Below are 26,607 nucleotides of genomic sequence, written 5' to 3'. Positions count from 1 at the left end.
TCCATGTCACTTTGAGTGCCCACACAGATTGTCTGATAAATTGTTAAAGAGCAGTTGCGACGCGCTTTAGCGCTCTGTCGCGAGGTGGCGTATATTACGCTTTCCTCTTTCAGAGTCAACCCGTTTTTCAGGATTTTTCTCTTCAACCGAACTGGCTGTTTGTGTGAAGTGATTCACATCCGCCGTGTCGATGGAGGCGCATTATAGGGAGCCCGCCGGGAATGACAAGCGGAAAAATACAATTTTATTTCAACCGCTCATCTTTTATACGTAACGCTTATTTTTGCTGCTTTTTAATCGCCGCCGGCAGCTCTGTCAGGCTATTTAGCACCCAGTCCGCGGCTTTTTCCGCTTCTTCAGTAACAGGCTTACCGGTACGCACCAGCACTTTAGTACCGACATCAGCGGCCGCTGCAGCCTGCATATCTTCCAGTTTGTCCCCTACCATATAGGAAGCGGCCATATCGATATGCAGATAATCGCGAGCGGAGATCAGCATCCCCGGATGCGGTTTACGGCAATCACAGGTCTGACGGTACTCCTCAACCGCACCCTGCGGGTGATGCGGGCAATAATAGATACCGTCCAGATCGACGCCACGGTCTGCCAGAGACCAGTCCATCCATTCGGTCAGCGTTTCAAACTGGGCTTCGGTAAATTTACCGCGAGCAATACCGGACTGGTTAGTGACCAGCACCAGCGCGTAGCCCATCTCTTTTAGTTCGCGCATTGCGTCAATGACGCCATCGATAAATTCAAAATTGTCGATTTCGTGGACGTAGCCATGATCGACATTAATAGTGCCGTCACGGTCGAGAAAAATTGCGGGTACTGACTTTGCCACCGGTTTGCTCCTGAAAAAGGCTAGTGCCGTTAGTATCGCATGTTTCCGCATGCAAGAAAGTGCTCATTATAAAGAGTCAGATTGATTTAGACGTCTGGATGCCTTAACATCCATTTCATTGCCAGGCATCGCCTGGATACGGCAGAAGAAAATGCCACGGCAAACGGCTAAATGATAATAAATAACTGATGATTAAACTTTCCAATATCACCAAAGTGTTCCAGCAGGGGAATCGCAGCATTCAGGCGCTGAATAACGTCAGCCTGCATGTCCCTGCCGGACAGATTTACGGCGTCATCGGTGCCTCCGGCGCCGGTAAAAGTACGCTGATTCGCTGCGTTAACCTGCTGGAGCGCCCGACCGAGGGCAGCGTACAGGTTGACGGTCAGGAGCTGACTGCGCTGTCGGAAAAAGAGCTAACCCGCGCTCGCCGTCAGATTGGCATGATTTTCCAGCATTTTAACCTGCTGGCATCCCGCACCGTTTTCGGCAACGTGGCGTTACCTCTGGAGCTGGATAACACGCCACAGGCAGAAATCAAACGCCGCGTGACGGAGCTGCTGGATCTTGTCGGCCTGGGTGATAAGCACGACAGCTATCCGGCTAATCTCTCCGGCGGTCAGAAACAGCGTGTCGCCATTGCCCGCGCGCTGGCCAGTAACCCCAAGGTACTGCTGTGCGATGAAGCCACCAGCGCCCTGGATCCGGCCACCACCCGTTCCATTCTCGAACTGCTGAAAGATATTAACCGTCGTCTGGGGCTGACCATCCTACTGATCACCCACGAAATGGATGTGGTGAAACGCATTTGCGACTGCGTGGCAGTGATTAGCAACGGCCAGTTGATTGAGCAGGACACGGTGAGCGAAGTCTTCTCCCATCCGAAGACGCCGCTGGCCCAGCAGTTTATTCAGTCGACCCTGCACCTGGATATTCCGGATGACTACCAGGCGCGCCTGAAACCTACCGCTACAGCGGATAGCGTACCAATGCTGCGCATGGAATTTACCGGCCACTCCGTCGATGCGCCGCTGCTTTCTGAAACCGCGCGTCGCTTCAACGTGAATAACAACATTATTAGCGCGCAGATGGATTATGCCGGCGGGGTGAAGTTCGGCATCATGCTGACTGAAATGCACGGTACACAGGAAGACACTCAGGCGGCTATCGCCTGGCTGCAGGAACATCATGTAAAAGTAGAGGTATTGGGTTATGTCTGAGGCAATGATGTGGCTGCTATTGCGCGGCGTATGGGAAACGCTGGCAATGACCTTTGTCTCCGGCTTCTTCGGTTTTGTCCTTGGTCTGCCGGTGGGCGTGCTGCTGTACGTGACCCGTCCGGGGCAAATCGTCGCCAATGCTAAACTGTACCGGACGCTGTCGGCGCTGGTGAACATTTTCCGCTCCATCCCGTTCATTATCCTGTTGGTCTGGATGATTCCGTTTACCCGCGTGATCGTCGGCACCTCAATCGGCCTGCAGGCGGCGATCGTGCCGTTGACAGTGGGCGCCGCGCCGTTTATCGCTCGCATGGTGGAGAACGCGCTGCTGGAGATCCCGACAGGCCTTATTGAAGCCTCCCGGGCAATGGGCGCTACGCCGCTGCAGATCGTGCGTAAGGTTCTGCTGCCTGAAGCGCTGCCGGGTCTGGTCAACGCCGCCACTATCACTCTTATCACCCTGGTGGGCTATTCCGCCATGGGCGGCGCGGTGGGCGCCGGCGGTTTGGGGCAGATTGGTTATCAGTATGGCTATATCGGCTACAACGCCACCGTGATGAATACCGTACTGGTATTGCTGGTTATTCTGGTTTATTTAATTCAATTCTCTGGCGATCGCATCGTCCGGGCTGTGACTCATAAATAACGTTATTGGCAGACAACACTCATTCTTACAGGAAGGAAATAACATGGCCTTTAATTTCAAAACCTTTGCGGCAGTTGGTGCGTTAATCGGTTCTCTGGCGCTGGTGGGTTGCGGTCAGGATGAAAAAGATCCGAATCATATTAAAGTCGGCGTTATCGTCGGGGCGGAGCAGCAGGTCGCTGAAGTCGCGCAGAAAGTGGCAAAAGAGAAGTATGGCCTTGACGTTGAGCTGGTGACCTTCAACGATTACGTTCTGCCGAACGAAGCGCTGAGCAAAGGTGATATCGACGTCAACGCCTTCCAGCATAAACCGTACCTCGACCAGCAGATTAAAGACCGCGGCTACAAGCTGGTGGCTGTCGGCAATACCTTCGTCTATCCGATCGCGGGTTACTCGAAGAAAATCAAATCGCTGGACGAACTGCAGCCGGGCTCGCAGATCGCCGTCCCTAACGATCCGACCAACCTCGGTCGTTCTCTGCTGCTGCTGCAGCAGGTGGGCCTGATCAAACTGAAAGACGGCGTTGGCCTGCTGCCGACCTCACTGGATATCGTCGAGAACCCGAAAAACCTGAAGATTGTTGAACTGGAAGCGCCGCAGCTGCCGCGTTCTCTCGACGACGCGCAGATTGCGCTGGCCGTTATCAACACCACTTACGCCAGCCAGATTGGCCTGACCCCGGCGAAAGACGGCATCTTTGTTGAAGGGAAAGAGTCGCCGTACGTGAACCTGATCGTGGCGCGTGAAGACAATAAAGATGCTGAGAATGTGAAAAAATTCGTTCAGGCTTACCAGAGCGATGAAGTTTACGAAGCAGCAAACAAGATCTTTAACGGCGGCGCAGTGAAAGGCTGGTAATCTTTTCTCACCGTAATATCATTCAGGACGGGCTTCACGCCCGTCTTGTCATTTATGCAAGCACCTGATTCAATAACGCCCTGTTTTTTATTCATTGAGGAAATATTATGCGTGCTTTACCGGTCTGTTTGATAGCACTCATGTTAAGCGGTTGTTCCATGCTAAGCAGATCTCCCGTCGAGCCTGTTCAAAGCACTGCAACTCCTCCGGTTAAATCGGAGCCGACCAAACCACGCGCAACCCGTCCGGCGCCGGTACGTATTTATACCGATGCGTCAGAGCTGGTAGGTAAACCGTTCCGCGATCTGGGTGAAGTGTCTGGCGAGTCCTGCCAGGCTTCGAATCAGGATTCTCCGCCGAATATCCCTACCGCCCGCAAGCGCCTGCAGATTAATGCCGCACGAATGAAAGCCAATGCTGTCCTGCTGCACCGCTGCGAAGTGACCAGCGGTACCCCAGGCTGCTACCGTCAGGCGGTTTGTCTGGGCTCGGCGCTTAACGTATCGGCGCAATGAGTGCATTTCAGTTCGCGCAGATAGGCGTTATCCGCTCGCCGTATAAAGAGAAGTTTGCCGTGCCTCGCCAGCCGGGTCTGGTCAAGCACGGCGGCGGAGAACTCCATCTGATCGCGCCCTACAACCAGGCCGACGCCGTGCGTGGTCTGGAAAGCTTCAGCCATCTGTGGATCTTGTTTGTGTTTCATCAGACCATGGAAGGCGGCTGGCGTCCGACGGTGCGCCCTCCCCGTCTCGGGGGCAACGCGCGTATGGGCGTCTTCGCCACCCGCTCCACGTTTCGCCCCAATCCCATTGGCATGTCGCTGGTTGAGCTGAAGGGCGTTCGCTGTCAAAAAGAGCAGGTGATACTGGAGCTCGGCAGCCTCGATCTCGTCGACGGTACGCCGGTGGTCGACATCAAACCCTATCTGCCGTTTGCCGAAGCGCTGCCCAACGCGCACGCCAGCTACGCGCAACAGGCACCGCAGGCGGATCAGGTCGTCAGTTTTACCGCCGAGGTCGAAACGCAGCTTTTGCATCTGGAGAAGCGTTATCCGCATCTGAAGGCGTTTATCCGAGAGGTGCTGGCGCAGGATCCGCGTCCGGCCTATCGTAAGGAAGAAGAGGCAGGTAAAAATTACGCCGTCTGGCTGCTGGATTTCAACGTCCGCTGGCGGGTGACTGCCGCCGGTTTTGAAGTCTTTGCCCTCGAAGCGCGCTAATTTTATTTTCCTCTCTTTTGGCATCTTTGCCACACTGGTAAACTAAACCACTTTTTTTGTTTCAGGCTGGGCAACCAGCCTGTTCCGCTCGTTTAACTGGAACCGTTACAACATGCGTACTAGCCAATATCTGCTCTCCACTCTGAAGGAGACACCTGCCGACGCCGAGGTAATCAGCCACCAGCTGATGCTGCGCGCCGGGATGATCCGCAAGCTGGCCTCCGGGTTATACACCTGGCTGCCGACCGGCGTGCGCGTCCTGAAAAAAGTCGAAAACATCGTGCGTGAAGAGATGAACAACGCCGGTGCGATCGAGGTGTTAATGCCGGTCGTTCAGCCATCTGAACTATGGCAGGAGAGCGGTCGCTGGGAGCAGTACGGCCCGGAACTGCTGCGCATTGCCGATCGTGGCGATCGTCCGTTCGTCCTCGGTCCAACCCACGAAGAGGTCATCACCGACCTGATCCGCAACGAGCTGAACTCCTATAAGCAGCTGCCGCTGAACTTCTATCAGATCCAGACCAAATTCCGCGACGAAGTGCGTCCGCGTTTCGGCGTGATGCGCTCCCGCGAATTCCTGATGAAAGATGCGTACTCTTTCCATACTTCGCAGGAATCGCTGCAGGAAACCTACGATGCGATGTACGCCGCTTACAGTAAAATCTTCAGCCGCATGGGGCTGGACTTCCGCGCGGTACAGGCTGATACCGGCTCTATCGGCGGCAGCGCCTCTCATGAATTCCAGGTGCTGGCGCAGAGCGGCGAAGACGATGTGATCTTCTCCGACAGCTCCGACTACGCGGCAAACATCGAGTTTGCGGAAGCCGTTGCGCCGAAAACGCCGCGCGCGGCCGCCACCCAGGAGATGACCCTGGTCGACACGCCGAACGCCAAAACCATCGCCGAGCTGGTTGAGCAGTTCAACCTGCCGATCGAAAAAACCGTGAAAACCCTGCTGGTGAAAGCGGTTGAAGATAGCGCTTCCCCGCTGGTTGCCCTGCTGGTGCGCGGCGATCACGAGCTGAACGAAGTGAAAGCGGAAAAACTGCCGCAGGTCGCCAGCCCGCTGACCTTCGCCACCGAAGAAGAGATCCGCGCCCTGGTGAAAGCCGGTCCGGGCTCTCTGGGTCCGGTGAACCTGCCGGTGCCGGTGATTATCGACCGTACTGTGGCGGTGATGAGCGATTTCGCCGCCGGCGCCAACATCGATGGCAAACACTACTTCGGCATCAACTGGGACCGCGATGTCGCCACGCCGGAAGTCGCGGACATCCGTAACGTCGTCGCCGGCGATCCGAGCCCGGACGGCAAAGGTACCCTGCTTATCAAGCGCGGTATCGAAGTGGGTCATATCTTCCAGCTGGGGACGAAGTACTCCGAGGCGATGAAAGCCGCGGTCCAGGGCGAAGATGGCCGCAACCAGATCCTGACGATGGGCTGCTATGGTATCGGGGTCACTCGCGTAGTGGCGGCGGCGATTGAGCAGAACTTTGACGATCGCGGTATCGTCTGGCCGGATGCGATTGCGCCGTTCCAGGTGGCGATCCTGCCGATGAACATGCACAAATCTTACCGTGTGCAGGAGCTGGCGGAGAAACTGTACGCCGAGCTGAGCGCCCAGGGTATTGAAGTGCTGATGGACGATCGTAAAGAGCGTCCGGGCGTGATGTTCGCAGATATGGAGCTGATCGGTATCCCGCACACCATCGTGCTGGGCGATCGTAACCTCGACAATGACGATATCGAATACAAGTATCGTCGCAACGGTGAGAAGCAGCTGATTAAGACCGGGGATATTGTGGAATATCTGGTTAAAGCGATAAAAGGCTAATCACCCAACCAGGGCCCTGAACGGATGTCAGGGCCTTTTTTTTACAAGTACTGCACCCGTGACTGGACCTCTCCTCAGTAGCGGGCTGCTGACCTCCGCCCTGCTCCTGCCTACCGCCTGCACTGTAGACGTCGGCCGCAACGCCCCTTCCGCATCCGCTACCGATAGCCGCTCACTGCCATGGGCGGTCCCCCTCCAGCGCCAAAGCTCGATTGCCGGCAGCGGACTGCGCGAAATCGCCGAAAGCGACCTACGTTCCGGCGACCTGCTCTTCTTCTCCAGCCTCGGCGTCACTTCGTTTGGGATCCGCGCCTTCAGTCCCTCTTCCGTGAGCCACGTCGCGCTGTATCTGGTGAACAATCCGAAGGCCGGTGCGGAGTAAAAGAACGATTTGCCCTTTCCCACCCGTCATGAGGCTCATGATTCGTGCGCTATGGTTGGTGGAAAAGGGGGGGACGGTAAAACCACCATAACCGAAGTCCGCTGGCCGGCTACCGCTGAGGCGTATCTCCTGCCCGTTTCCCGGGCAGGAGCCGGACAATCAGTGTCCGCAGTCTTTCCCTGGAATAAATTTGCCGGCCTGATCCGTCATCAGCGTTTTCATCATTTCGCCGGTATCCGGGTTCGCCTCGAGGGTAAAGTGCCCTTCCACCACCAGCAGAACCGGACGTGAATCATTGCCGCGGGCAGCGGCATAATCCCGCTCAAGCTGGGCATTGTTCGCCACCGCGACGCGTTTACCGGTCGCGCAATCAGTAAAGGTTGCCGCATCGGCCATATAGAAGTACATGCCACGCATCGCCATCGGGGTGGTCGGCAGGCTGGCCTTCACCGGCTCCAGGGTATAGTTGAGAGGAGACTGAATGGGACTCCCGTTGCGGTCGAGCATCTCCAGCTTGTCGCCCTTCGCGCGAAAGTACGATTTTTCGCCCTTGCTGTTGGTCAGTACCAGCTTATCCGCTGTACGCGCCCAGGTGCCGTAAGAGGCAAAGGAAGATGGTTCACGACCAGCGCCCTGGTAGTGCTCATTCATCACCCAGGTACCGTCTTTTTCCAGGAACAGCGAGGTGTCGATGCCTTCGCAATCCGCGCAGGGCAGCACCCCACGCCAGCTTTGCTGCATCGGTTTGAGCTCTTCCATCGCTGCCGGCTGAACCGTGTCATTTTCGGCGCGATGGTTACAACCAAACAGCGCGAACAGCGAACAGGCCGCTATCACGGAGAATATGATTTTCTTCACTCTACTTTCCTTATGATCCATTCCACCCGTTCGCCGACGCCTTCACTGGCGAACTTTTCCACGCAGCGCCTTGACTGAGGACTTTTGCGCCTTAGAAGCAAGGCGACGCTCTTTGGATGCCCGAGTCGGTCGCGTCTCCCGGCGACTTTTTTGCACTGCGGTTAATTCTTTGATAAGGGCCACCAGCCGGGCGATCGCCGCTTCGCGGTTCATCTCCTGACTGCGATATTCCTGAGCCTTAATGATAACCACACCGTCAGCAGAAATTAAGTGATGGCTGGCGGCGAGCAGGCGCTCTTTGTAAAACGCCGGCAGGCTCGAGGCTTTAATATCGAAGCGCAGATGGATCGCGGTCGACGCTTTGTTCACGTGCTGGCCCCCGGCCCCCTGGGCGCGAATACCTTCCAGCGTGATCTCGTTGTCAGCAATGGCCACACTGCGGCTGATAGTAATCATGCCGGCGCTTGCCAGGCGGTAAGCTGAATTTCCAGATTATTCTGAGCATCGGATAACCAGATGCTCCCCTCCTGCAAAGTGGCCTGCAGCGTCATCGTGCGGTCGGCAAAAGCGCTAAGCTGCGCCAGCTGGGCATCATCAAGATACCAGATGGTCAGCTTCGGGTACGCCGCAAGCTTGTTCTGATTTTGCTGCCACCAGATTTCAGCCGCCCGGCTGTTATAGGCGAACAACGCCACCGCCTGCGCCCGCGAGCAGGCTTTCTTGATACGTTTCTCGTCCGGCAGCCCCAGCTCGATCCACAGATCAACCCCGAGATGATCGTTAAGCAGCCACAGCTCCGGCTCGTCGTCTGACGAAAGGCCGCGCGTAAACTGCAGCCGTTCATCGGCATATTTGATCCACGCCAGCAGGCGCAGCATCATGCGCTCCTGGGTTTCCGACGGGTGCTGCGCCAGCGTCAGGTTAGCATCCAGAAACTGGTTGCGATCCAGATCGGCTACATTCACCGCGGCTTTATATATCGTCGCTTTCAGCGCCATGAATAAACTCCTGAAAAAAATGGCGTACATTGTAGCGAAACTGGCGGCAAAAGGCTGTCAGCAATCGCAGCAACCTGTTTCATCCTGCTGAAATTGCTTAAATGACTATGATATAGTTCCCTTGCTAAACAGAGTTTATCTTCGTAGGCTTAAACTTGCATCCCACGGTTGAGTCAGAACGCTGACAGGAGGGCATGTGGACCACTATTGTGAGTTAATACGCAAGCGGTATGCGGAAATAGCCAGCGGAGACTTAGGGTATATCCCGGATGCGCTGGGTTGCGTGTTGAAAGTATTAAATGAGATTGCGGCGGATGAGGCCCTTTCGGAGTCAGTCAGGGAAAAGGCCGCTTATGCGGCAGCAAACTTACTGGTGAGCGATTATGTCAATGAATGATACTTATCAACCCATTAACTGCGATGATTACGACAACCTGGAGCTGGCCTGCCAGCATCACCTGGTGCTGACGCTGGCGCTGAAGGATGGCGAACAGCTGCAGGCGAAGGCCAGCGATCTAATCTCGCGTAAAAATATCGAGTATCTGGTGGTCGAACTCGCCGGCAACGTCCGCGAGCTGCGCCTGGATAAAATCGCCAGCTTCAGTCACCCGGAAATCGGCACCGTGGTGGTGAGCGAATCCTGAATCAAAACGGGCTTAACCGCCCGTTTTCCTCCATGTCAGACTGACCCCTTCCCCGTCTTTGACTTCACCTTCGTGGGTCACAAACAGATTGTCCGCTGCGGCAATCGGCGTTTCACCGTAAAACAGCAGCGGCGTGGTGTCTCGTCGCCACGGAGCAACGCCCAGCTCCTGCCAGATCTTCTTTAGCTTACGGCCGCCATGACGCCCGACGATATGCAGATTGCCGCTGGCGCGAAAGCGGACGGTGATCGGCTCATCCGCCGAGGGCGGGCGCAGCCTGCCGCCCGGCTGCAGCATCAGCTCGCCGAGACCGTCCGCCAGCCGCAGCGGCTGGCGCCAGTCGGGCCAGTGCTGGACGCTATCCGCCTGCCCGGGTACATATCTCACCCAGTACAAGCGCTGCTGAAAACGACGGACGGTAAATTCCCCCAACCGCAGGCAGGGGCTGGCATCTTCCCGCGCCAGCGCCACCTCGTGCCAGAGGCGCTCCGGCACCTCGCGGGCAGGCATCGGCGCCCGCTGCCCGGCGAGCCAGCGACGCAGCAGCGCCGCGCGGCGGGGAGAACTCATCGACGTCAGTGGTGCGATAGCCAGCGACCCGTCTTCGGCCGCCAGCGACGCGAGCTCCGCCGCCAGTATCTCGTCCAGCAGTTGCTCCTGCTCGGCGCACAGACTGGCGCTGCGGGCGACGGCCTCGCTAAAGTGCGGCCAGCGCTCGCGCAGCAGCGGGATCACCCGCAGGCGCAGAAAGTTGCGGTCATAGGTATCGTCCTGATTACTCTCATCTTCAATCCACGACAACTGATGGGCGAGCGCCCACTGGCGTAGCGATTCGCGGGTTTCATTGAGGAGAGGACGCAGTAGTCGGCTGTCGGCAAAGGCAGAGGATGGCGCCATCGCCGACAGACCAGTAGGACCGCTGCCGCGTTTTAACGCCAGCAGCAGCGTTTCGCACTGGTCATCCTGGTGCTGGGCGGTCACTAACACCTCGCCGGCATTGAGCGTATCCTGAAAGGCCTGATAGCGCGCCGCACGGGCATGGGCCTCGACGCCCAGGCCGCCCCGGGCTAACGTCACGCGATGCACCACCAACGGCACCTGCCACTGCTGGCAAATCTGCCGACAGTGCGCCACCCAGTCGTCTGCGTGGGCGCTAAGGCCGTGGTGAACATGCACCGCCCGCAGCGTCAGCGAGGGATCCTGTTCCCGCAGCAGCACCAGCTGATGCAGAAGAACCGTCGAGTCCAGACCGCCGCTGAAGGCCACCAGCAGCTGGCGATGGGGATGAAGCGTATGCGCAATGTCAGCCGTCATAACCACAAACATACCAAGAAGTGATGGCCCGGCACGTTACCGGGCCAGGGTCGCGCTGGCAAGGTTTACTGCTGATATATTTCCAGCGGCAGGTCGTCCGGATCGCTAAAGAAGGTAAAGCGTTTACCGGTAAAGGGATCGACGCGAATCGCTTCGCACTCCACGCCATGCGCAGTCAAATGCGCTACCGCAGCGTCGATATCATCCACGCTAAAGGCCAGATGACGCAGCCCGCAGGCTTCCGGACGACTTGGGCGGGCTGGCGGAAACGGGAACGAGAACAGCTCAATCACATACTCGCCGTTGAGCGCCAGATCGCCTTTCCAGGAGTCACGCTCGGCGCGATAAAACTCGCTTTGCAGCGTAAACCCCAGAGTATCGCAATAGAACGCTTTACTGCGGGCGTAGTCGGTCGCAATGATGGCAATATGGTGAACCCGTTTCAAACCCAGCATGGTCAAACTCCTTCTGTTAAGCCAGCCACGTTACTCGTGCGCGCCGTTAACGCGCAAGCCTTTCGTCATTTTTTAAGACTCGTACCCGATAAACGCCGTCCTCATCGCGCTTCGCGCCGTGAATATCGGTCTCAAACCCCGGGTAATGACGTCCTATGGAGCAGAGCATCAGCAGGAAGTCGAGCACCGCCCGGCTCTCCTCCGTGATCATCTCTCCTGGCATCAGCAGCGGTACCCCCGGCGGATAAGGGAGGATCATGTTGGCCGAAATCCGGCCCACCAGGTTCTCCAGTTCAATAGTTTCCACCTCACCTTTAATCTGGCGCTGCCAGGCATGATGCGGCGTCATTTTCATTTCCGGCAGGACGTCAAAGGCGCTGAGCATCAGCTGCGGCAGCTGGTGCTGGCGGATCAAGCGGTGGATCCCCTGCGCCAGATCCTGGATCCGCATATTGCGGTAGAAGTCGGGATCTTCGGCGTACAGATCCGGCAGCATATTCTTCACCCGCAGATTGAGATCGTAGGCACGCTTAAACTCGGTCAGGCCGCGCAGCAGCCCCATCGCCCGGGTTTTATCGATACCGATGCTAAAGAGGAACAGCAGGTTGTAGGGGCCCGTTTTCTCTACCACCACGCCCCGCTCGTCGAGGAACTTCGCCACCAGCGCCGCCGGGATCCCCTCTTCATCCATATTCCCCTGCTCGTCCATGCCCGGCGTCAGAATGGTGACCTTCACCGGATCGAGATACATATGATCCGCATCGGCATCTTTGAAACCGTGCCAGTCTTCGCCCGGCGCTACCGGCCAGCACTCGGCTTTATCCACCGCTTCCGGCTGCCAGATATCAAAGAACCAGCCGTCCGACTCTTCGCGCAGTCGCTGCACCTCTTTGCGGAAGTCCAGCGCCCGCTCAATGGAGCGCTGGATCAGGCGCTTACCGGAGTTACCGCGCAGCATCGCCGCCGCGGTCTCAATCGACGCGACGATGGGGTAGCTCGGCGATGTAGAGGTATGCATCATAAAGGCTTCATTAAAGGTCTCTTCATCATAGTTGCCCTTAATGTGGATCAACGAGGCCTGCGACAGCGCGGCCAGCATCTTATGCGTCGACTGCGTCTCGAAGATGACTTTACCGGGGATCCGCTCACCGCTCATGCCGCTTTTCCCCTGATATATCGGATGGAAATGGGTATACGGCACCCAGGCGGAATCGAAATGGATCGATGGGACGTCGAGCGTCTCTTTAAGCCAGGTGGTGTTGTAGAGCAGGCCATCGTAGGTGGAGTTGGTGATCACCGCATGCACGGGCCACTGCGCCCCGCCCGTGTCGCGCACTTTCTGCTGAATACTGTCGCGGGTAAACTCGCGCCGGGGAATACCGCCGAGGATCCCCAGCGCGTTGCGGGTCGGCTTCAGCCACAGGGGAACCACATCGCTCATCATCAGCAGGTGGGCCAGCGATTTGTGACAGTTACGGTCAATCAGCAGCGTGCTGCCGGCTGGCGCCGAGTACATGCCGACAATTTTATTGGACGTTGAGGTACCGTTGGTCACCATATAGCTTTGCTCGGCGCCAAAGGCGCGAGCGATATACTCCTCCGCCTCCAGATGCGGGCCGGTATGATCCAGCAGAGAGCCCAGCTCGGTGACCGAAATCGAGACATCCGCCTTCAGCGTATTCCCGCCAAAAAAGTCATAGAACAGGCAGCCCACTGGGCTTTTCTGATAGGCGCTGCCGCCCATATGACCCGGCGTACAAAAGGTATATTTACCCTCCTGCACATAGTTAAACAGCGCGCGGGTAAACGGCGGGGTGATATTGTCCAGGTACTCGCGGGTATACTGCCCGATGCGGGTGGCGATCTCTTCGGAGAGTCCCAGCGCATATTCGAAGAACCACAGCGTCATGCGCAGATCCTGACTGCTGACATCCATCGTCGAGTGGGCGTTAATAAAGGCGTACAGAGGCAGATATTCATTGAGCTGATTGATATCGCTGCACAGATCGACGCTGTACTCATCCCAGTCGAAGATCACGCCGCAGATGCGCGGGTTGTGCTCGATAAACTGCAGCAGGTCGGCGCTGTTTTGCGGCCAGATGGTCTGAAAGCCCTGGCGCTGCAGCGCCACTTCCAGTTCTTTGATCGGCTCGTCTTTGTGATAGACGCCGTGAGGCCCCATGATGGCGATGATATTCACGCTTTCCTCCTGGTATTCACCTAAGTCCAGCATCATAGCAATCCCCTGGGCGCATCGCACATAAAAAAAGGGCCGGAAAATCCGGCCCTTAGTCTTTTTCGCTAGCGGAATACTTAGGCGTAACCGTAGCTCATCAGACGTTGATAGCGGCGGTTAAGCAGCTCTTCTTCGCTGAGAAGATCGAGATCGGCCAGGTCCGCCAGCAGCTGCGCTTTCAGGTTTGCCGCCATCGCTTCCGGGTTGCGGTGGGCGCCGCCCAGCGGTTCCGGAACGATAGAATCGATCAGCTTCAGCTCTTTCAGACGCGGGGCGATAATGCCCATCGCTTCCGCAGCCAGCGGCGCTTTATCCGCACTCTTCCACAGAATGGAGGCACAGCCTTCCGGCGAAATCACCGAATAGGTGCTGTACTGCAGCATGTTGACCTTGTCGCCCACGCCGATCGCCAGCGCGCCGCCGGAGCCGCCTTCGCCGATCACGGTGCAGATCACCGGCACGCTCAGACGCGACATTTCACGCAGATTGCGAGCGATCGCTTCCGACTGGCCGCGCTCTTCCGCGCCAACGCCCGGGTAGGCGCCCGGGGTGTCGATGAAGGTGATGATCGGCATTTTAAACCGCTCAGCCATCTCCATCAGGCGCAGCGCTTTGCGGTAGCCTTCCGGGGCCGGCATACCAAAGTTGCGACGAATTTTTTCTTTGGTTTCGCGACCTTTCTGATGGCCAATGATCATCACCGGACGACCATCAAGACGCGCGATACCGCCGACAATCGCTTTATCGTCAGCGTAGGCACGGTCACCGGCCAGTTCGTCAAACTCGTCGAACGCCAGGCGGACATAATCCAGGGTGTAAGGACGGCGCGGGTGGCGCGCCAGTTGCGCAACCTGCCATGCACCGAGATCGGAGAAGATTTTGCGCGTCAGCTCTACGCTTTTCTCGCGCAGACGATGCACTTCTTCGTCGATGTTAATATCCAGTTTCTCATCCTGACGGCTTACCGCAGTCAGGGAATCGATTTTCGCTTCCAGCTCTGCAATCGGCTGTTCAAAATCTAGGAAATTCAGACTCATAGTATTCCTGTATTAGTCAAACTCCAGTTCCACCTGCTCCGAGCCGATAAGGCCACGCAGATCGTTGAGTAAACGATCGCTCGGAGAGACGCGCCATGTTGCGCCGAAACGCAACCGCGCGCGTGCATCCGCCCTCTGATAGTAGAGGTGCACTGGAATGGTTCCCGAACGGTGGGGTTCCAGAGACTGACGGAGTCGGTTTAAAAGCTGGTCATCAATTTGCCTGTCCGTCAGCGAGATAGCAAGCCCGCGAGCATATTTTTCCCGGGCTTCGTCAATGTCCATGACTTCACGGGCAGTCATTTTAAGCCCCCCGCTAAAGTCATCAAAGCTGACCTGTCCGCTGACGATAAGTATGCGGTCTTTTTCCAGCAACTGCTGATATTTATCCAGCGCGTCGGTGAATAACATCACTTCCAGCCGCCCGGAACGGTCATCCAGGGTACAGATGCCGATACGATTGCCGCGCTTGGTGACCATTACCCGCGCCGCAATCACCAGCCCCGCCGCCGTGGTCACTTTTCCACGATCGGTCGGATGCATGTCTTTGAGCCTCACGCCGCCGACGTAGCGCTCAATCTCTTTAAGATACTGGTTAATCGGGTGCCCGGTCAGGTACAGCCCCAGGGTCTCCCTTTCACCATCCAGCACCACCTGCTCAGGCCACGGCTGGCAGCTGGCGTAGGACTGTTCAATCTGCTCAGGCTCTTCCGCCAGTACGCCGAACATATCAGCCTGGCCGATGGCCTCGGCTTTGGCGTGCTGGTCGGCGGCTTTCAGCGCATCGCCCAGCGAATTCATCAGCGCCGCACGGTGCGGACCGAGACGATCGAACGCCCCGGACATAATCAGCTTTTCCAGCACGCGACGGTTGAGCTTTTTAATATCGGTCCGCGCGCAGAGGTCGAACAGCTCGCGGAAATAACCGCCGTTGTTGCGCGCCTCAATGATCGCTTCGATCGGCCCTTCGCCGACGCCCTTGATGGCGCCGATACCGTAGACGATCTCGCCGTCGTCGTTGACGTGGAAATGGTACAGGCCGGAGTTAATATCAGGCGGCAAAATTTTCAGCCCCATCCGCCAGCACTCGTCCACCAGGCCAACGACCTTCTCGGTGTTATCCATATCGGCGGTCATTACCGCCGCCATAAACTCAGCCGGATAGTGCGCCTTAAGCCATAGCGTCTGGTAAGAAACCAGCGCGTACGCGGCGGAGTGCGATTTGTTAAACCCGTAACCGGCGAATTTCTCCACCAGGTCAAAGATTTTCATCGCCAGTTCGCCGTCAATGCCGTTTTTCTTCGCCCCATCCTCAAAGATAGAACGCTGCTTGGCCATCTCCTCCGGCTTTTTCTTACCCATCGCGCGACGCAGCATATCCGCGCCGCCGAGGGTATACCCGGACAGCACCTGGGCAATCTGCATGACCTGTTCCTGATACAGGATGATGCCGTAGGTCGGCTCCAGCACCGGTTTCAGGCTTTCATGCTGCCACTGCACGTCCGGATACGAGATCTCTTCTCGGCCGTGCTTACGGTCGATAAAGTTATCTACCATCCCCGACTGCAGCGGGCCCGGGCGGAACAGGGCCACCAGAGCGATCATATCTTCGAAGCAGTCCGGCTGCAGGCGTTTAATCAGATCTTTCATGCCGCGCGATTCAAGCTGGAAGACCGCAGTGGTTTCCGAGCGCTGCAGCATGTCGAAGCTTTTCTTGTCATCCAGCGGGATGGCGGCGATATCCAGCGGCCCTTCACCGTTCTTCTCACGGCGCTTATTAATCATCTCCAGCGCCCAGTTAATGATAGTGAGCGTACGCAGACCGAGGAAGTCGAATTTCACCAGCCCGGCGTATTCCACGTCGTTCTTGTCAAACTGGGTAACCGGATGCAGCCCCTGCTCATCGCAATACAGCGGGGCGAAGTCGGTGATCTTGGTCGGTGCGATAACCACGCCGCCCGCATGCTTACCGGCGTTTCGCGTCACCCCTTCCAGCTTACGCGCCATGTCGATCAGCGCTTTCACTTCTTCGTCCGCCTCGTAGATCTCCGGCAGCTGCGGCTCGGCCTCGAAGGCTTTCGCCAGCGTCATGCCCGGATCGGGCGGCACCAGCTTGGAGATGCGGTCGACAAAGCCGTACGGGTGACCCAGCACGCGGCCCACATCCCGGATGACCGCTTTCGCCGCCATGGTACCGAAGGTGATGATCTGCGATACCGCGTCGCGGCCATACATATCCGCCACGTGCTCGATAACCTGGTCGCGTTTCTCCATGCAGAAGTCGACGTCAAAGTCGGGCATTGAGACACGCTCCGGGTTAAGGAAACGTTCGAACAGCAGGTCGAACTCCAGCGGGTCGAGATCGGTGATCTTCAGCGCGTAGGCCACCAGCGAACCGGCGCCGGAACCGCGGCCCGGGCCGACCGGCACACCGTTATCCTTCGACCACTGGATAAACTCCATCACGATCAGGAAGTAGCCGGGGAAGCCCATCTGGTTGATCACCTGCAGCTCGATATCCAGACGCTCGTCGTATTCCGGCCGGCGCTTCGCGCGCACTTCCGGATCCGGGAAGAGGAATTCCAGCCGCTCCTCCAGACCTTCTTTCGATTTCATCACCAGGAAATCTTCCGTGGTCATATCGCCGGTCGGGAACTGCGGCAGGAAATATTCGCCAAGCCGCACGGTGACGTTGCAGCGCTTGGCAATTTCAACGCTGTTTGCCAGCGCTTCCGGAATATCGGCGAACAGCTCGCACATCTCTTCCTCGCTGCGCATATATTGCTGCGGCGAGTAGTTGCGCGGCCGTTTCGGGTCGTCGAGGGTGAAGCCGTCGTGAATAGCGACGCGGATTTCATGGGCGTCAAAGTCGCCAGTGTCGAGGAAGCGGACATCGTTGGTCGCCACCACCGGCAGACCACGCGCTTCCGCCAGCGCCACGGCGGCATGAAGATAACTCTCTTCATCCTGACGACCGGTGCGGATCAGCTCCAGAAAATAGCGATCCGGGAAATGCTCTTCATAGAAGGCGACGCACTGCTCAACCAGCGGCATGTTGCCGCGGATCAGGCTGACGCCGACGTCGCCTTTACGGCCGCCGGAGAGCAGAATCAGCCCTTCCTGATGTTCCACCAGCCAGTCGCGATCGATCCACGGCCCCAGGGCGCCGTAGCCGCGCTGATAGGCGCGGGAAATCAGCAGAGTCAGGTTCTGGTAGCCGGTGTTATTCGCCGCCAGCACGGTCAGCTCGGTAAATTCGTCGCCGAGCAGGTCGCACTGCACGTGGAAATCGGCGCCGACGATCGGCTTAATCCCCGCGCCGTGTCCCGTCCCGTAGAACTTCACCAGCCCACAGAGATTGGTGAAATCAGTGATCGCCAGCGCTGGCATGCCAAGCGAGGCCGCCTTTTTGACCAGCGGCCCGGTCTTTGCCAGCCCATCGATCATGGAATAGTCGCTGTGCACCCGCAGGTGTACGAAACGTGGTTCAGCCATCTTTAGATCCCGGTGACTTAGTTGGACGCCAGGCCCAGGGCACGCTTCACCGGGCCAAAACTGCGCCGGTGATGCTCTGTTGCGCCGTGTTCCTGCAGCTTCTGCAGGTGAACAGCGGTGGGATAGCCTTTATGCTGGGCAAATCCGTAGTGGGGAAATGCGAGGTCCAGCGTGGCCATTTCGGCGTCACGAGTGACTTTTGCCAGAATAGACGCTGCGCTGATTTCTGCCACCCGGCTGTCGCCTTTGACTACTGCCAGGGAGGGCATCGGTAGCGATGGGCAGCGGTTGCCATCGATCAGAACAAACTCGGGTACAATGCTCAGGCCGGCGACGGCGCGCTGCATCGCCAGCATAGTGGCATGCAGGATATTCAGCTCATCGATTTCGTGCGGCTCGGCGCGTCCCAGGCTCCAGCACAGCGCTTTCTCTTTAATCTCATCGAACAGCGCCAGACGACGCTTCTCGCTGAGTTTTTTGGAATCATTCAGACCCACAATCGGCTTCGCCGGATCGAGGATCACCGCCGCGGTCACCACCGCGCCAACCAGGGGGCCACGCCCGACCTCATCGACGCCGGCAACCAGATGGGTATGCGGATAGACGAACTCCATCATTGTTTTGCTAACTCCAGTACGGCATCCGCCGCCTGCTCATCGGCGTTGCAGCGGATCTGCTGATGCAGCGCGCGGAATGTCTCATGCATCTCATGGCTGGTTTTGCCATCGGCCAGCAGCGGCTGCAGAGCGGCAGCCAGCGCCTGCGGCTCGCACTCATCCTGCAGCAGCTCTTTAACCAGCTCGCGCCCGGCAAGCAGGTTCGGCAACGAGACGTAGTCGGTTTTAACCAACCGCTTCGCCAGCCAGAAGGTGAACGGCTTCATGCGATAGCCAACCACCATCGGACATTTCGCCAGCATACACTCCAGCGCCGCCGTCCCGGAGGCCAGCAGCGCGGCGTCGCTGGCGATCATCGCATCGCGCGCCTGACCGTCCAGCATATGGACGATCATATCCGGCGCCGTCTCAGCTTTAATTCGCTCAAACTGCTCCCGCCGTTTGGCATTAACCAGCGGCACCACCACCTGCAGATCGGGATAGGTAGCCCGCAGAAGCTGAGCAGTTTTCAGAAAGTCCGCGCTGAGCATTTCGACTTCTGCGCCGCGGCTACCGGGCAACAGCGCCAGGCAACGCACGTCGTGCGGGATCCCTAACCGATCGCGCGCGGCGCCTTTGTCAGGATCCAGCGGCATCGCATCCGCCATGGTATGGCCGATAAAACGGCAGGGAACGTTAAATTTGTCATAAAACGCTTTTTCGAAAGGCAGAAAGGCCAGCACCAGATCGGTGGATCTGCCGATTTTGAAAACGCGTTTTTGTCGCCAGGCCCAGACCGACGGGCTGACGTAGTGAATGGTTTTGATGCCCTGCTTTTTCAGATTCCCTTCGAGGGTAATATTGAAATCAGGGGCGTCGATGCCGACGAAGACGTCGGGACGCAGCTCGCCGAAGCGGCAGGTCAAATCGGCGCGAATATGGAGTAAGCGACGCAGGCGACCGAGCACTTCAACAATACCCATCACCGCCAGCTCTTCCATTTCGTACCAGGCTTCACACCCTTCCGCCTGCATCAGCGGTCCCGCCACGCCGACAAAGCGCGCATTCGGGATGTGTGCTTTGAGGGCGCGGATGAGGCCGGCGCCAAGAATATCGCCGGAGGTTTCTCCGGCGACCAGGGCAATCGTCAGGGGACGCTGTTCAGTCATTAACGAATCAAGCCGCGGGTAGAGCGGGCGAAGAAATCGACAAACGGCTGGACTTCAGGATGCTGAGTCGCCAGTTCGGCGATCTCCGGCTTGGCTTCTTCCAGCGTCTTGCCGCTGCGGTACAGCAGTTTATACGCGTTGCGGATCGCGGTAATCGCTTCCCGGCTGAAGCCGCGGCGTTTCAGGCCTTCGATATTGACGCCGAATGGCGTAGCATGGTTGCCCTGGGCAATCACGAACGGCGGAACGTCCTGCGCCACGCCGGAGCAGCCGCCAACCATAACATGTGAGCCAATGACGCAGAACTGGTGCACCGCGGTCATGCCGCCGATAATGACATAATCATCCAGCGAAACATGGCCTGCGAGCGTCGCGTTATTGGCCAGGATGCAGCGATCGCCAAGCGTACAATCGTGCGCCACGTGGGCGTTGATCATCAGCAGGTTATCGTTGCCCACCTTTGTTAATCCACCGCCCTGTACTGTGCCGCGATGAATGGTGACGCTTTCGCGAATGCGGTTGCGATCGCCAATTTCCACCCGGGTCGGTTCGCCAGCATATTTCAGATCCTGGTTAACTTCGCCGATGGAAGCGAACTGATAGATCTCATTGTCACGGCCGATTTTGGTGTGGCCATTAACGACAACGTGAGACTTCAGTACGGTGCCTTCGCCGATTTCGACGTTGGCGCCAACAATACAAAACGGACCAATGTGGACGTTAGCGCCAATCACGGCGCCTTCTTCTACAATGGCGGTAGGATGAACAAAAGCGGTTTTATCAATCACGTATCAGGCCTCCCGGCTACGCGCACACATCATCGTCGCTTCGCAAACCACTTTACCGTCAACCAGCGCAACGCCTTTGAAACGGGTCAGGCCGCGGCGGGTTTTCTCGAAAGTGACTTCCATAATCATCTGATCGCCTGGTACTACCGGGCGTTTGAAACGTGCTTCATCGATGCCCGCGAAGTAATACAGCTCGCCTGGTTCCAGTTTTCCAACGCTTTTGAATGCCAGAATCCCGGTGGCCTGCGCCATTGCTTCCAGAATCAGGACGCCCGGCAAAATCGGCTTACCAGGGAAATGCCCCTGGAAAAACGGCTCGTTTACAGAAACATTTTTTACTGCGCGCAGAAAACGACCTTCTTCAAAATCCAGCACGCGATCTACCAGCAGGAACGGGTAACGGTGAGGCAGAAGTTCCAGAATCTCTTCAATGTGCAGAGTATGAGTGTCAGTAGTCAAAATACTCTTCCTGTCTAAATGTACTAAAAGGCAATAATAACACGGCCTGCGGCAATCTTTTAGCGAATGCAACAGGCCGGAAATGTCATGTGACCAAATGATGAATTAGTCTTGTTGATTAACCTTGCGCTCAATCGCTTTCAGGCGCTTGCTCATCTCGTCAATATTCATCACCAGCGCAGCGGTTTTACGCCACGCCTTGTTCGGCTGCAGCGGAATACCGGAGGAGTATACGCCAGGTTCGCTGATAGGACGCATCACCATCCCCATCCCCGTGACGGTGACCTTATCGCAGATTTCCATATGGCCGTTAATCACGCTGGCGCCGCCAATCATGCAGTAGCGGCCGATTTTCAGGCTGCCTGCCATGATAACGCCGCCGGCAACCGCGGTATTGTCGCCAATCACCACGTTATGTGCAATCTGGCACTGGTTATCGATGATAACGCCGTTGCCAATCACGGTATCGTCCAGCGCGCCGCGGTCAATTGTGGTGCAGGCGCCGATCTCCACGCGATCGCCAATAATGACGCGACCCAGCTGCGGGATCTTCACCCAGTTGCCGCGATCGTTGGCGTAGCCGAAGCCATCCGCGCCGATCACCGTGCTGGACTGGATCAGGCAATTCTCGCCGATCTCAATCTCATGGTAAACGGTCACATTGGCCCACAGACGCGAGCCGGCACCTATTTTCGTATTTTTCCCAACGAAGCAGCCTGCGCCGATGACCACGTTATCACCCAGCACTACCCCGGATTCGATAACGGCGTTGGCGCCGATGGCAACGTTGCTACCCAGCTTCGCCGTCGGATCGATAACCGCGCTCGGCGCGATATCCTGTGCCGGCTGCGGCGTGGTATCCAGAATTTGAGCCATGCGCGCATAGGTCAGGTAGGGATTACGCACTACCAGCGCGGCGCTATGGGCAAAAGGCAAATCATCCTGCGTCATCACAACGGCAGAAGCCTGGCAAGCGGCCAGGTGCTCACGGTACTTAGGGTTGACCATGAAAGTGATTTGGCCCGTTTTCGCGCTCTGCATGGACGCAACGCCGGTGATGACGATGTCGCCATCACCGTGTAATTCTGCATCCAACTGCTGCGCGAGATCAGCCAGTCGAATTGAAGGCATTACTTATTTAACCTGTTTCAGCACATCAGCGGTGATGTCTTTTACATCGCTGCTGTTGTATGCAACGGCATTCGCGTCAACCACCAGATCGATGCTCTGATCTTTCGCTACGCTCTGTACGGCAGTCTGGATACGGGTCACCAGTTTGCCACGCTCTTCGTTGGAACGACGAGCGCGATCCTGTTCAAACGCCTGCGCTTTCTGGGAGAAGGTCTGGCGCTGAGCCATCACGTCTTTTTCCAGTTTGGTACGATCGGCGCCCGGCTTCATGGACTGCAGACGCTGCATTTTAGACTGCAGGTCGCCTTCCATACGCTGCAGTTCGCTAGCGCGGCCTTTGAACTCGTTTTCCAGCGTGTTGGAAACGCCAGTTTTCTGGGCAACCTGTTGGAACAGGCTGTTCATGTTCACCAGGGCAATTTTATCTGCCGCCTGAGCGGAAGTTACCATTGCCAAACCCAGACCTGCAGCTAATAACCACTTTTTCACAATAAACTCCTTACCATCCCATGAGTACCCAGGGGTACCGTTATTTGCGTGGCGAGGCGATAAACGCGTTATCGCCTACGGTCAGCGCTATACTGCACTTGCATTCCGTTGCCGCCAACAATTACCAGGTTTTACCAATGTTAAACTGGAACTGTTCGGCTTTGTCTCCATCGTACTTTTTGAACGGTTGGGCGTAGGAGAAGACCAACGGCCCCAACGGCGACATCCACTGCACGGCAATACCCGCAGACATACGGATGTTGCTCGGATCGCTGTAATCCGGATATCCAGCGTACGCGTTCGAATCCCAGTGAGTATCCCATACGGTACCCATATCCCAGAAGAAGGAAGTCCGGACCGAGTTCGCATATTTGTCACTAATAAACGGCGTCGGGGTAATCAGCTCCAGGCTGGCCACCGCCATGGCGTTACCGCCCACCGCATCATCGGATTTACACGGTGCGGATTCGGTGCTCTTACAGTCGTTGGTATAGCCGCTGTCGCCATCATGACGGCTGCTCGACGGGAAGTACACCGCCTTCGGACCAATGGTGTTCGACTGGAAGCCACGCACGGTGCTGGAGCCACCTGCATAGAAGTTCTCATAGAACGGCATCTCTTTGCCGCCGATACCATCGCCATAGCCAAAGCGGGTACGACCCAGCACCACCCATTCATGATCGTTGTCGATCGGCACATAGGTGGCGGTATCCAACGTCGCTTTGTAGTATTCGTTGTCCGAACCCGGAATGGTCACTTTACCGTTCAGGTTGACGCGCGAACCTTCGGTTGGGAAGAAGCCGCGGTCAAGCTTGTTATAGGTCCAACCGTAGTTGAAGGTGAAGTCATTCGCACTGAACGAGTTCCGGTCGTTGGTGTTGTCCGGATACTGGCCCATCGAGTTCAGGTAACGCCACATCGCCACCTGCGGCTGCATATTGGACAGGGAGTTATGCACATACCCGACGCCCGCGCGCAGCGTGTTGTATTCGTTGACCGGGAAGCCCAGCGTGACGTCTGTACCATAGCTTTTGTTGGTATAGTCAGACAGATCCGCATCGTTCGCGTCAAAGTCATTATAGAAGATACGACCGCCGAGGCTCACACCGTCTACGGTGAAGTACGGGTTGGTCACCGACAGCTCGGTATAGGTCTGGTAGTCGTTTTTGGTGCCGTTGATCCCGACAGCATAGCCAGTACCTAACCAGTTATCCTGCTGAACGCCCGCCTGGAAGCTGACGCCGCTCTCGGTACCGTAACCGATACCGAAGTTGAAGCTACCGGTGTTACGCTCTTTCACCTTGTAGACTACGTCGACCTGGTCCGGACTGCCTGGTACGCGCTGGGTATCGGTATCGACCGTTTCGAAGAAGCCTAAACGGTTGAGACGGTCTTTACCCTGATCGACGAGGTCGCTGCCCAGCCACGCGCCTTCCATCTGGCGCATTTCGCGGCGCAGAACGGCGTCTTTGGAGGTGTCATTGCCTTCGAAGCGAATTTTACGCACGTAATAGCGGTTGCCCGCGTCGACGTTGACGTGCAGCTTAACGGTTTTATCGCTGTCGTTGATCTCCGGCTGCGACTGTACGCGCGGGTAGGCGTAACCATAACGACCCAACAGTTTCTTGATGTCGTTTTCCATCTTGGTCACTTTCGCGCCGTTATACAGTTCACCCGGCTCGACTTTGGTCAGCGCTTCGATTTCCGCGGAATGGCCGGCGAGGTTGCCCGTCACCTGCACCCCGGAAAACTTGTACTGATCGCCTTCGGTGATGTTGACGGTGATATAGATCCCTTTCTTATCCGGCGTCAGGCTGACCTGGGTAGAATCAATGTTGAAACGGGCATAGCCGCGATCCAGGTAGTAGCTGCGCAGGGTTTCAAGGTCGCCCGCCAGTTTCTGCTTCTGGTATTTACGGTCGCCGACCACGTTCCACCACGGCACTTCATCGCGCAGCTGGAAGTGGGAGATCAGCTCATCAGTCGAAAACGCATGGTTGCCGACGATGTTGATCTGCTGAATTTTAGCGGAGACGCCTTCCTGGAAGACCAGTTTCAGGTCGACACGGTTACGCGGCAGCGGGGTAACGACCGCTTTGACGCTGGCGCTGTATTTACCGACGCTGTAGTAGAAATCCTCGAGGCCCTTCTCGATATCCGCGATGGTCGTGCGGTCAAGCGACTCGCCCACCCGAACGCCAGAGGCCTCAAGGTTCTGCTTGAGCATGTCATCTTTCACCGACTTGTTGCCGGAGAAGGTGATGCTGGCGATCGTCGGACGCTCTTTCACCTGCACCAGCAGGGTATCACCATCGCGCAGGACGCGGACGTCCTCGAAGTTGCCAGTGGCAAACAGCGCGCGAATAGTGTTACTGATATCATCGTCGGTCACCGTATCGCCAGGACGCACTGGCATACTGAGGAGGGCCGCACCAACAGCGACACGCTGCAAGCCTTCGAAATGAATGTCCTTCACCACGAACCCTTCAGCACCGTATACAGTCGCGCTGCTAAACAGCAGCGACGCTATGAGCAACTTTTTCATCGCCATCGTTATTATGCGTTCTTCCTAACAAACTCTCTTATAACCGAGAGAAATCATTGAAAAGTGCAAGCCCCATTAACAGCACCAGCAGTATTGAGCCAATGCGATAACTAAAGTCTTGAACTCGCTCGGATACCGGCCCGCCCTTCAGCTTTTCAATCGCCAAAAACAGCAGATGTCCCCCATCCAGTACGGGTAGTGGGAACAGGTTGATGATTCCGAGGTTCACGCTAATCAGCGCAAGGAACATCAGATAATAAATCAACCCAAACTCCGCTGACATTCCAGCCCCCTGAGCGATAGAGATCGGCCCACTGAGGTTGTTCAGTTTGACATCACCGGTTATCAATTTACCCAGCATCCTGACCGTCAGTGACATCAGCTGCCAGGTTTTATCCGTGGCTTCAGCGATGGCGGCAAACGGTCCGTACTGACGTACTGTCTTGTATTCTTCAGGCAGCGGGATGACCTTTGGCACCACCCCTGCGAACCCTTCTGCCTTACCTTTCACCGTTTTTGCATCCGGCGTCAGGGTTAACGGCAGCGCACTCCCCTGCCGTTCAATCTCCAGCGCCAGCGCTTTGCCCGGATTATCGCGCACCAGATTAACAAACGTCATCCACTGCGTTAACGGTTGACCATCGACTTTAACGATCCGGTCGCCCGCTTGCAAACCTGCTTTCTGCGCTGCCGAGCCCGCCTGGACCTCCGCCAGCACTGTATCAATCTGCGCGCTGCGCGGCTGGATCCCCAGCGACGTGACGGGATCTTGCTTGTCTGGCTCAAACGCCCAGTGCCGCAGATCGACGATTTTATCCTGGCGCTGATTAGTCCCGAAAGGGGCGACGGTAAGTATTGTTTGCGGGTTGCCGATTTTGGCCACCAGCTGCAGACGCACCGCATCCCAATCAGGCGTTTCGATACCATCTATCGCTTTAAGTTCCGTTCCTTTTGCAATTTGTGCTTGCGCGGCAACCGAATTGGGCGTTATTTCACCCACTACCGGACGGACCCCAGGAACGCCGATGATGAAGACCAGCCAGTAGGCAAAGATAGCGAAAAGGAAGTTAGCGATGGGACCGGCGGCAATCACCGCCGCGCGCTGGCCGACGGTTTTATTATTGAACGCGTAGTGGCGCATCTCCGGCGCCACCGCTTCAACACGCTCATCCAGCATCTTGACGTAGCCGCCCAGCGGGATCAGGGCAATGACGAACTCTGTACCCTGCTTATCCATCCGCCGCCACAACGCTTTGCCGAAGCCGATAGAAAAACGCTCAACCCGGATACCGCAGCGACGCGCTACCCAAAAATGGCCAAACTCATGCACCGTAATCAGTACGCCAAGCGCAATGATAAAAGCTGCCAGATTCCAGAGCACGCTCAGCATAT

Annotated in this window: 25 protein-coding genes and 1 pseudogene; 9 read left to right on the top strand and 17 right to left on the bottom strand. The window is 57.0% G+C overall.

Annotated features, from left to right (window positions below):
- Positions 1–277: 277 nt before the first annotated feature.
- Positions 278–844, bottom strand: a complete 567-nt coding sequence (gmhB, locus tag ABLV76_RS16515) for a D-glycero-beta-D-manno-heptose 1,7-bisphosphate 7-phosphatase (protein ID WP_004204479.1) — start codon at positions 842–844, stop codon at positions 278–280.
- Positions 845–1,032: 188 nt separating this feature from the next.
- Here gmhB and metN point away from each other — a divergent pair, with 188 nt between their 5' ends.
- From metN to ABLV76_RS16480, 7 genes and pseudogenes are all read left to right on the top strand, one after another.
- On the top strand, positions 1,033–2,064 hold the full coding sequence (metN, locus tag ABLV76_RS16510) for a methionine ABC transporter ATP-binding protein MetN (protein ID WP_002889450.1): 1,032 nt from the start codon (positions 1,033–1,035) through the stop codon (positions 2,062–2,064).
- Entirely contained in the window at positions 2,057–2,710 is a 654-nt protein-coding gene (locus ABLV76_RS16505; protein WP_004204478.1) for a methionine ABC transporter permease MetI, read from the top strand. Before metN ends, ABLV76_RS16505 begins: the two co-directional genes overlap by 8 nt.
- A gap of 43 nt (positions 2,711–2,753) precedes the next feature.
- Positions 2,754–3,569 (top strand): methionine ABC transporter substrate-binding lipoprotein MetQ, encoded by an 816-nt coding sequence (gene metQ, locus ABLV76_RS16500; protein ID WP_002889445.1) that lies wholly within the window; start codon positions 2,754–2,756, stop codon positions 3,567–3,569.
- A gap of 107 nt (positions 3,570–3,676) precedes the next feature.
- Positions 3,677–4,084, top strand: coding sequence for an Rcs stress response system protein RcsF (rcsF, locus tag ABLV76_RS16495; RefSeq protein WP_004204477.1), 408 nt, complete (start codon positions 3,677–3,679; stop codon positions 4,082–4,084).
- Positions 4,081–4,788, top strand: coding sequence for a tRNA (N6-threonylcarbamoyladenosine(37)-N6)-methyltransferase TrmO (gene tsaA, locus ABLV76_RS16490; RefSeq protein WP_017900660.1), 708 nt, complete (start codon positions 4,081–4,083; stop codon positions 4,786–4,788). Before rcsF ends, tsaA begins: the two co-directional genes overlap by 4 nt.
- A gap of 112 nt (positions 4,789–4,900) precedes the next feature.
- Positions 4,901–6,619, top strand: coding sequence for a proline--tRNA ligase (gene proS, locus ABLV76_RS16485; protein WP_004204474.1), 1,719 nt, complete (start codon positions 4,901–4,903; stop codon positions 6,617–6,619).
- A gap of 58 nt (positions 6,620–6,677) precedes the next feature.
- A pseudogene (locus ABLV76_RS16480) lies at positions 6,678–6,971 on the top strand (hypothetical protein); the annotation flags it as partial.
- A gap of 189 nt (positions 6,972–7,160) precedes the next feature.
- Here ABLV76_RS16480 and nlpE read toward each other — a convergent pair.
- Genes nlpE through ABLV76_RS16465 form a run of 3 tightly spaced genes read right to left on the bottom strand, consistent with a single transcriptional unit; the run spans position 7,161 to position 8,857 of the window.
- A complete protein-coding gene (nlpE, locus tag ABLV76_RS16475; RefSeq protein ID WP_004204471.1) occupies positions 7,161–7,859 on the bottom strand; it encodes an envelope stress response activation lipoprotein NlpE in 699 nt (232 codons plus the stop codon).
- 42 nt (positions 7,860–7,901) lie between these two features.
- On the bottom strand, positions 7,902–8,315 hold the full coding sequence (arfB, locus tag ABLV76_RS16470; protein WP_004204468.1) for an alternative ribosome rescue aminoacyl-tRNA hydrolase ArfB: 414 nt from the start codon (positions 8,313–8,315) through the stop codon (positions 7,902–7,904).
- The gene (locus ABLV76_RS16465) at positions 8,312–8,857 is read right to left on the bottom strand and encodes a YaeQ family protein (RefSeq protein WP_004204466.1); all 546 of its coding nucleotides are present in this window, start codon (positions 8,855–8,857) and stop codon (positions 8,312–8,314) included. Before ABLV76_RS16465 ends, arfB begins: the two co-directional genes overlap by 4 nt.
- A gap of 196 nt (positions 8,858–9,053) precedes the next feature.
- Between ABLV76_RS16465 and ABLV76_RS16460 the strand changes: the two genes are divergently transcribed.
- Both ABLV76_RS16460 and rof read left to right on the top strand, forming a co-directional pair.
- Positions 9,054–9,254, top strand: coding sequence for a YaeP family protein (locus tag ABLV76_RS16460; RefSeq protein WP_002889429.1), 201 nt, complete (start codon positions 9,054–9,056; stop codon positions 9,252–9,254).
- Positions 9,241–9,501: a Rho-binding antiterminator gene (gene rof / locus ABLV76_RS16455; protein ID WP_002889424.1), complete on the top strand. Its 261-nt coding sequence runs from the start codon at positions 9,241–9,243 to the stop codon at positions 9,499–9,501. The genes ABLV76_RS16460 and rof overlap by 14 nt, the downstream gene beginning before the upstream one ends.
- Before the next feature lie 12 nt (positions 9,502–9,513).
- Here the strand turns inward: rof and tilS are convergent, their stop codons facing one another.
- The 13 genes from tilS to rseP form a co-directional block, all read right to left on the bottom strand.
- On the bottom strand, positions 9,514–10,827 hold the full coding sequence (gene tilS / locus ABLV76_RS16450; RefSeq protein WP_108433553.1) for a tRNA lysidine(34) synthetase TilS: 1,314 nt from the start codon (positions 10,825–10,827) through the stop codon (positions 9,514–9,516).
- Positions 10,828–10,880: 53 nt separating this feature from the next.
- On the bottom strand, positions 10,881–11,270 hold the full coding sequence (locus tag ABLV76_RS16445) for a VOC family protein (protein WP_004204463.1): 390 nt from the start codon (positions 11,268–11,270) through the stop codon (positions 10,881–10,883).
- A 46-nt stretch (positions 11,271–11,316) separates the two neighbouring features.
- On the bottom strand, positions 11,317–13,470 hold the full coding sequence (locus ABLV76_RS16440; RefSeq protein ID WP_348878387.1) for a lysine decarboxylase LdcC: 2,154 nt from the start codon (positions 13,468–13,470) through the stop codon (positions 11,317–11,319).
- 113 nt (positions 13,471–13,583) lie between these two features.
- Positions 13,584–14,543 carry an acetyl-CoA carboxylase carboxyl transferase subunit alpha gene (gene accA / locus ABLV76_RS16435; RefSeq protein ID WP_004204460.1) on the bottom strand — a complete coding sequence of 320 codons (960 nt, stop codon included), beginning with the start codon at positions 14,541–14,543 and terminating at the stop codon, positions 13,584–13,586.
- Positions 14,544–14,555: 12 nt separating this feature from the next.
- The gene (gene dnaE, locus ABLV76_RS16430) at positions 14,556–18,038 is read right to left on the bottom strand and encodes a DNA polymerase III subunit alpha (RefSeq protein WP_017900653.1); all 3,483 of its coding nucleotides are present in this window, start codon (positions 18,036–18,038) and stop codon (positions 14,556–14,558) included.
- Between the two features lie 17 nt (positions 18,039–18,055).
- Entirely contained in the window at positions 18,056–18,655 is a 600-nt protein-coding gene (gene rnhB, locus ABLV76_RS16425; RefSeq protein WP_004204458.1) for a ribonuclease HII, read from the bottom strand.
- The gene (gene lpxB, locus ABLV76_RS16420) at positions 18,652–19,803 is read right to left on the bottom strand and encodes a lipid-A-disaccharide synthase (protein ID WP_117130418.1); all 1,152 of its coding nucleotides are present in this window, start codon (positions 19,801–19,803) and stop codon (positions 18,652–18,654) included. The genes rnhB and lpxB overlap by 4 nt, the downstream gene beginning before the upstream one ends.
- Positions 19,803–20,591, bottom strand: coding sequence for an acyl-ACP--UDP-N-acetylglucosamine O-acyltransferase (gene lpxA / locus ABLV76_RS16415; RefSeq protein WP_004204455.1), 789 nt, complete (start codon positions 20,589–20,591; stop codon positions 19,803–19,805). The genes lpxB and lpxA overlap by 1 nt, the downstream gene beginning before the upstream one ends.
- A 3-nt stretch (positions 20,592–20,594) precedes the next feature.
- Positions 20,595–21,050, bottom strand: coding sequence for a 3-hydroxyacyl-ACP dehydratase FabZ (gene fabZ, locus ABLV76_RS16410; protein WP_004145858.1), 456 nt, complete (start codon positions 21,048–21,050; stop codon positions 20,595–20,597).
- 105 nt (positions 21,051–21,155) lie between these two features.
- Positions 21,156–22,181, bottom strand: a complete 1,026-nt coding sequence (gene lpxD, locus ABLV76_RS16405; protein ID WP_004204453.1) for a UDP-3-O-(3-hydroxymyristoyl)glucosamine N-acyltransferase — start codon at positions 22,179–22,181, stop codon at positions 21,156–21,158.
- A gap of 3 nt (positions 22,182–22,184) precedes the next feature.
- Positions 22,185–22,670 carry a molecular chaperone Skp gene (skp, locus tag ABLV76_RS16400; protein WP_002889325.1) on the bottom strand — a complete coding sequence of 162 codons (486 nt, stop codon included), beginning with the start codon at positions 22,668–22,670 and terminating at the stop codon, positions 22,185–22,187.
- A gap of 121 nt (positions 22,671–22,791) precedes the next feature.
- On the bottom strand, positions 22,792–25,221 hold the full coding sequence (gene bamA, locus ABLV76_RS16395; protein WP_004204452.1) for an outer membrane protein assembly factor BamA: 2,430 nt from the start codon (positions 25,219–25,221) through the stop codon (positions 22,792–22,794).
- Positions 25,222–25,252: 31 nt separating this feature from the next.
- Entirely contained in the window at positions 25,253–26,605 is a 1,353-nt protein-coding gene (gene rseP / locus ABLV76_RS16390) for a sigma E protease regulator RseP (RefSeq protein ID WP_004204451.1), read from the bottom strand.
- Positions 26,606–26,607 lie beyond the last annotated feature (2 nt).

The sequence above is a fragment of the Klebsiella sp. GB_Kp047 genome, assembly GCF_040065235.1.
Lineage (GTDB): Bacteria > Pseudomonadota > Gammaproteobacteria > Enterobacterales > Enterobacteriaceae > Klebsiella > Klebsiella quasipneumoniae.
Note: the sequence above shows the minus strand (reverse complement) of the source record. Positions and strands in the feature narration are given on the sequence as shown.

Excerpts from the sequence above, each read along its gene's own strand:
- metN (WP_002889450.1), top strand. The coding sequence starts at position 1,033 with ATGATTAAACTTTCCAATATCACCAAAGTGTTCCAGCAGGGGAATCGC.
- ABLV76_RS16505 (WP_004204478.1), top strand. The coding sequence starts at position 2,057 with ATGTCTGAGGCAATGATGTGGCTGCTATTGCGCGGCGTATGGGAAACG.
- metQ (WP_002889445.1), top strand. The coding sequence starts at position 2,754 with ATGGCCTTTAATTTCAAAACCTTTGCGGCAGTTGGTGCGTTAATCGGT.
- rcsF (WP_004204477.1), top strand. The coding sequence starts at position 3,677 with ATGCGTGCTTTACCGGTCTGTTTGATAGCACTCATGTTAAGCGGTTGT.
- tsaA (WP_017900660.1), top strand. The coding sequence starts at position 4,081 with ATGAGTGCATTTCAGTTCGCGCAGATAGGCGTTATCCGCTCGCCGTAT.
- proS (WP_004204474.1), top strand. The coding sequence starts at position 4,901 with ATGCGTACTAGCCAATATCTGCTCTCCACTCTGAAGGAGACACCTGCC.
- arfB (WP_004204468.1), bottom strand. The coding sequence starts at position 8,315 with ATGATTACTATCAGCCGCAGTGTGGCCATTGCTGACAACGAGATCACG.
- ABLV76_RS16465 (WP_004204466.1), bottom strand. The coding sequence starts at position 8,857 with ATGGCGCTGAAAGCGACGATATATAAAGCCGCGGTGAATGTAGCCGAT.
- rof (WP_002889424.1), top strand. The coding sequence starts at position 9,241 with ATGTCAATGAATGATACTTATCAACCCATTAACTGCGATGATTACGAC.
- tilS (WP_108433553.1), bottom strand. The coding sequence starts at position 10,827 with ATGTTTGTGGTTATGACGGCTGACATTGCGCATACGCTTCATCCCCAT.
- ABLV76_RS16445 (WP_004204463.1), bottom strand. The coding sequence starts at position 11,270 with ATGCTGGGTTTGAAACGGGTTCACCATATTGCCATCATTGCGACCGAC.
- accA (WP_004204460.1), bottom strand. The coding sequence starts at position 14,543 with ATGAGTCTGAATTTCCTAGATTTTGAACAGCCGATTGCAGAGCTGGAA.
- dnaE (WP_017900653.1), bottom strand. The coding sequence starts at position 18,038 with ATGGCTGAACCACGTTTCGTACACCTGCGGGTGCACAGCGACTATTCC.
- rnhB (WP_004204458.1), bottom strand. The coding sequence starts at position 18,655 with ATGATGGAGTTCGTCTATCCGCATACCCATCTGGTTGCCGGCGTCGAT.
- lpxB (WP_117130418.1), bottom strand. The coding sequence starts at position 19,803 with ATGACTGAACAGCGTCCCCTGACGATTGCCCTGGTCGCCGGAGAAACC.
- lpxD (WP_004204453.1), bottom strand. The coding sequence starts at position 22,181 with ATGCCTTCAATTCGACTGGCTGATCTCGCGCAGCAGTTGGATGCAGAA.
- bamA (WP_004204452.1), bottom strand. The coding sequence starts at position 25,221 with ATGGCGATGAAAAAGTTGCTCATAGCGTCGCTGCTGTTTAGCAGCGCG.
- rseP (WP_004204451.1), bottom strand. The coding sequence starts at position 26,605 with ATGCTGAGCGTGCTCTGGAATCTGGCAGCTTTTATCATTGCGCTTGGC.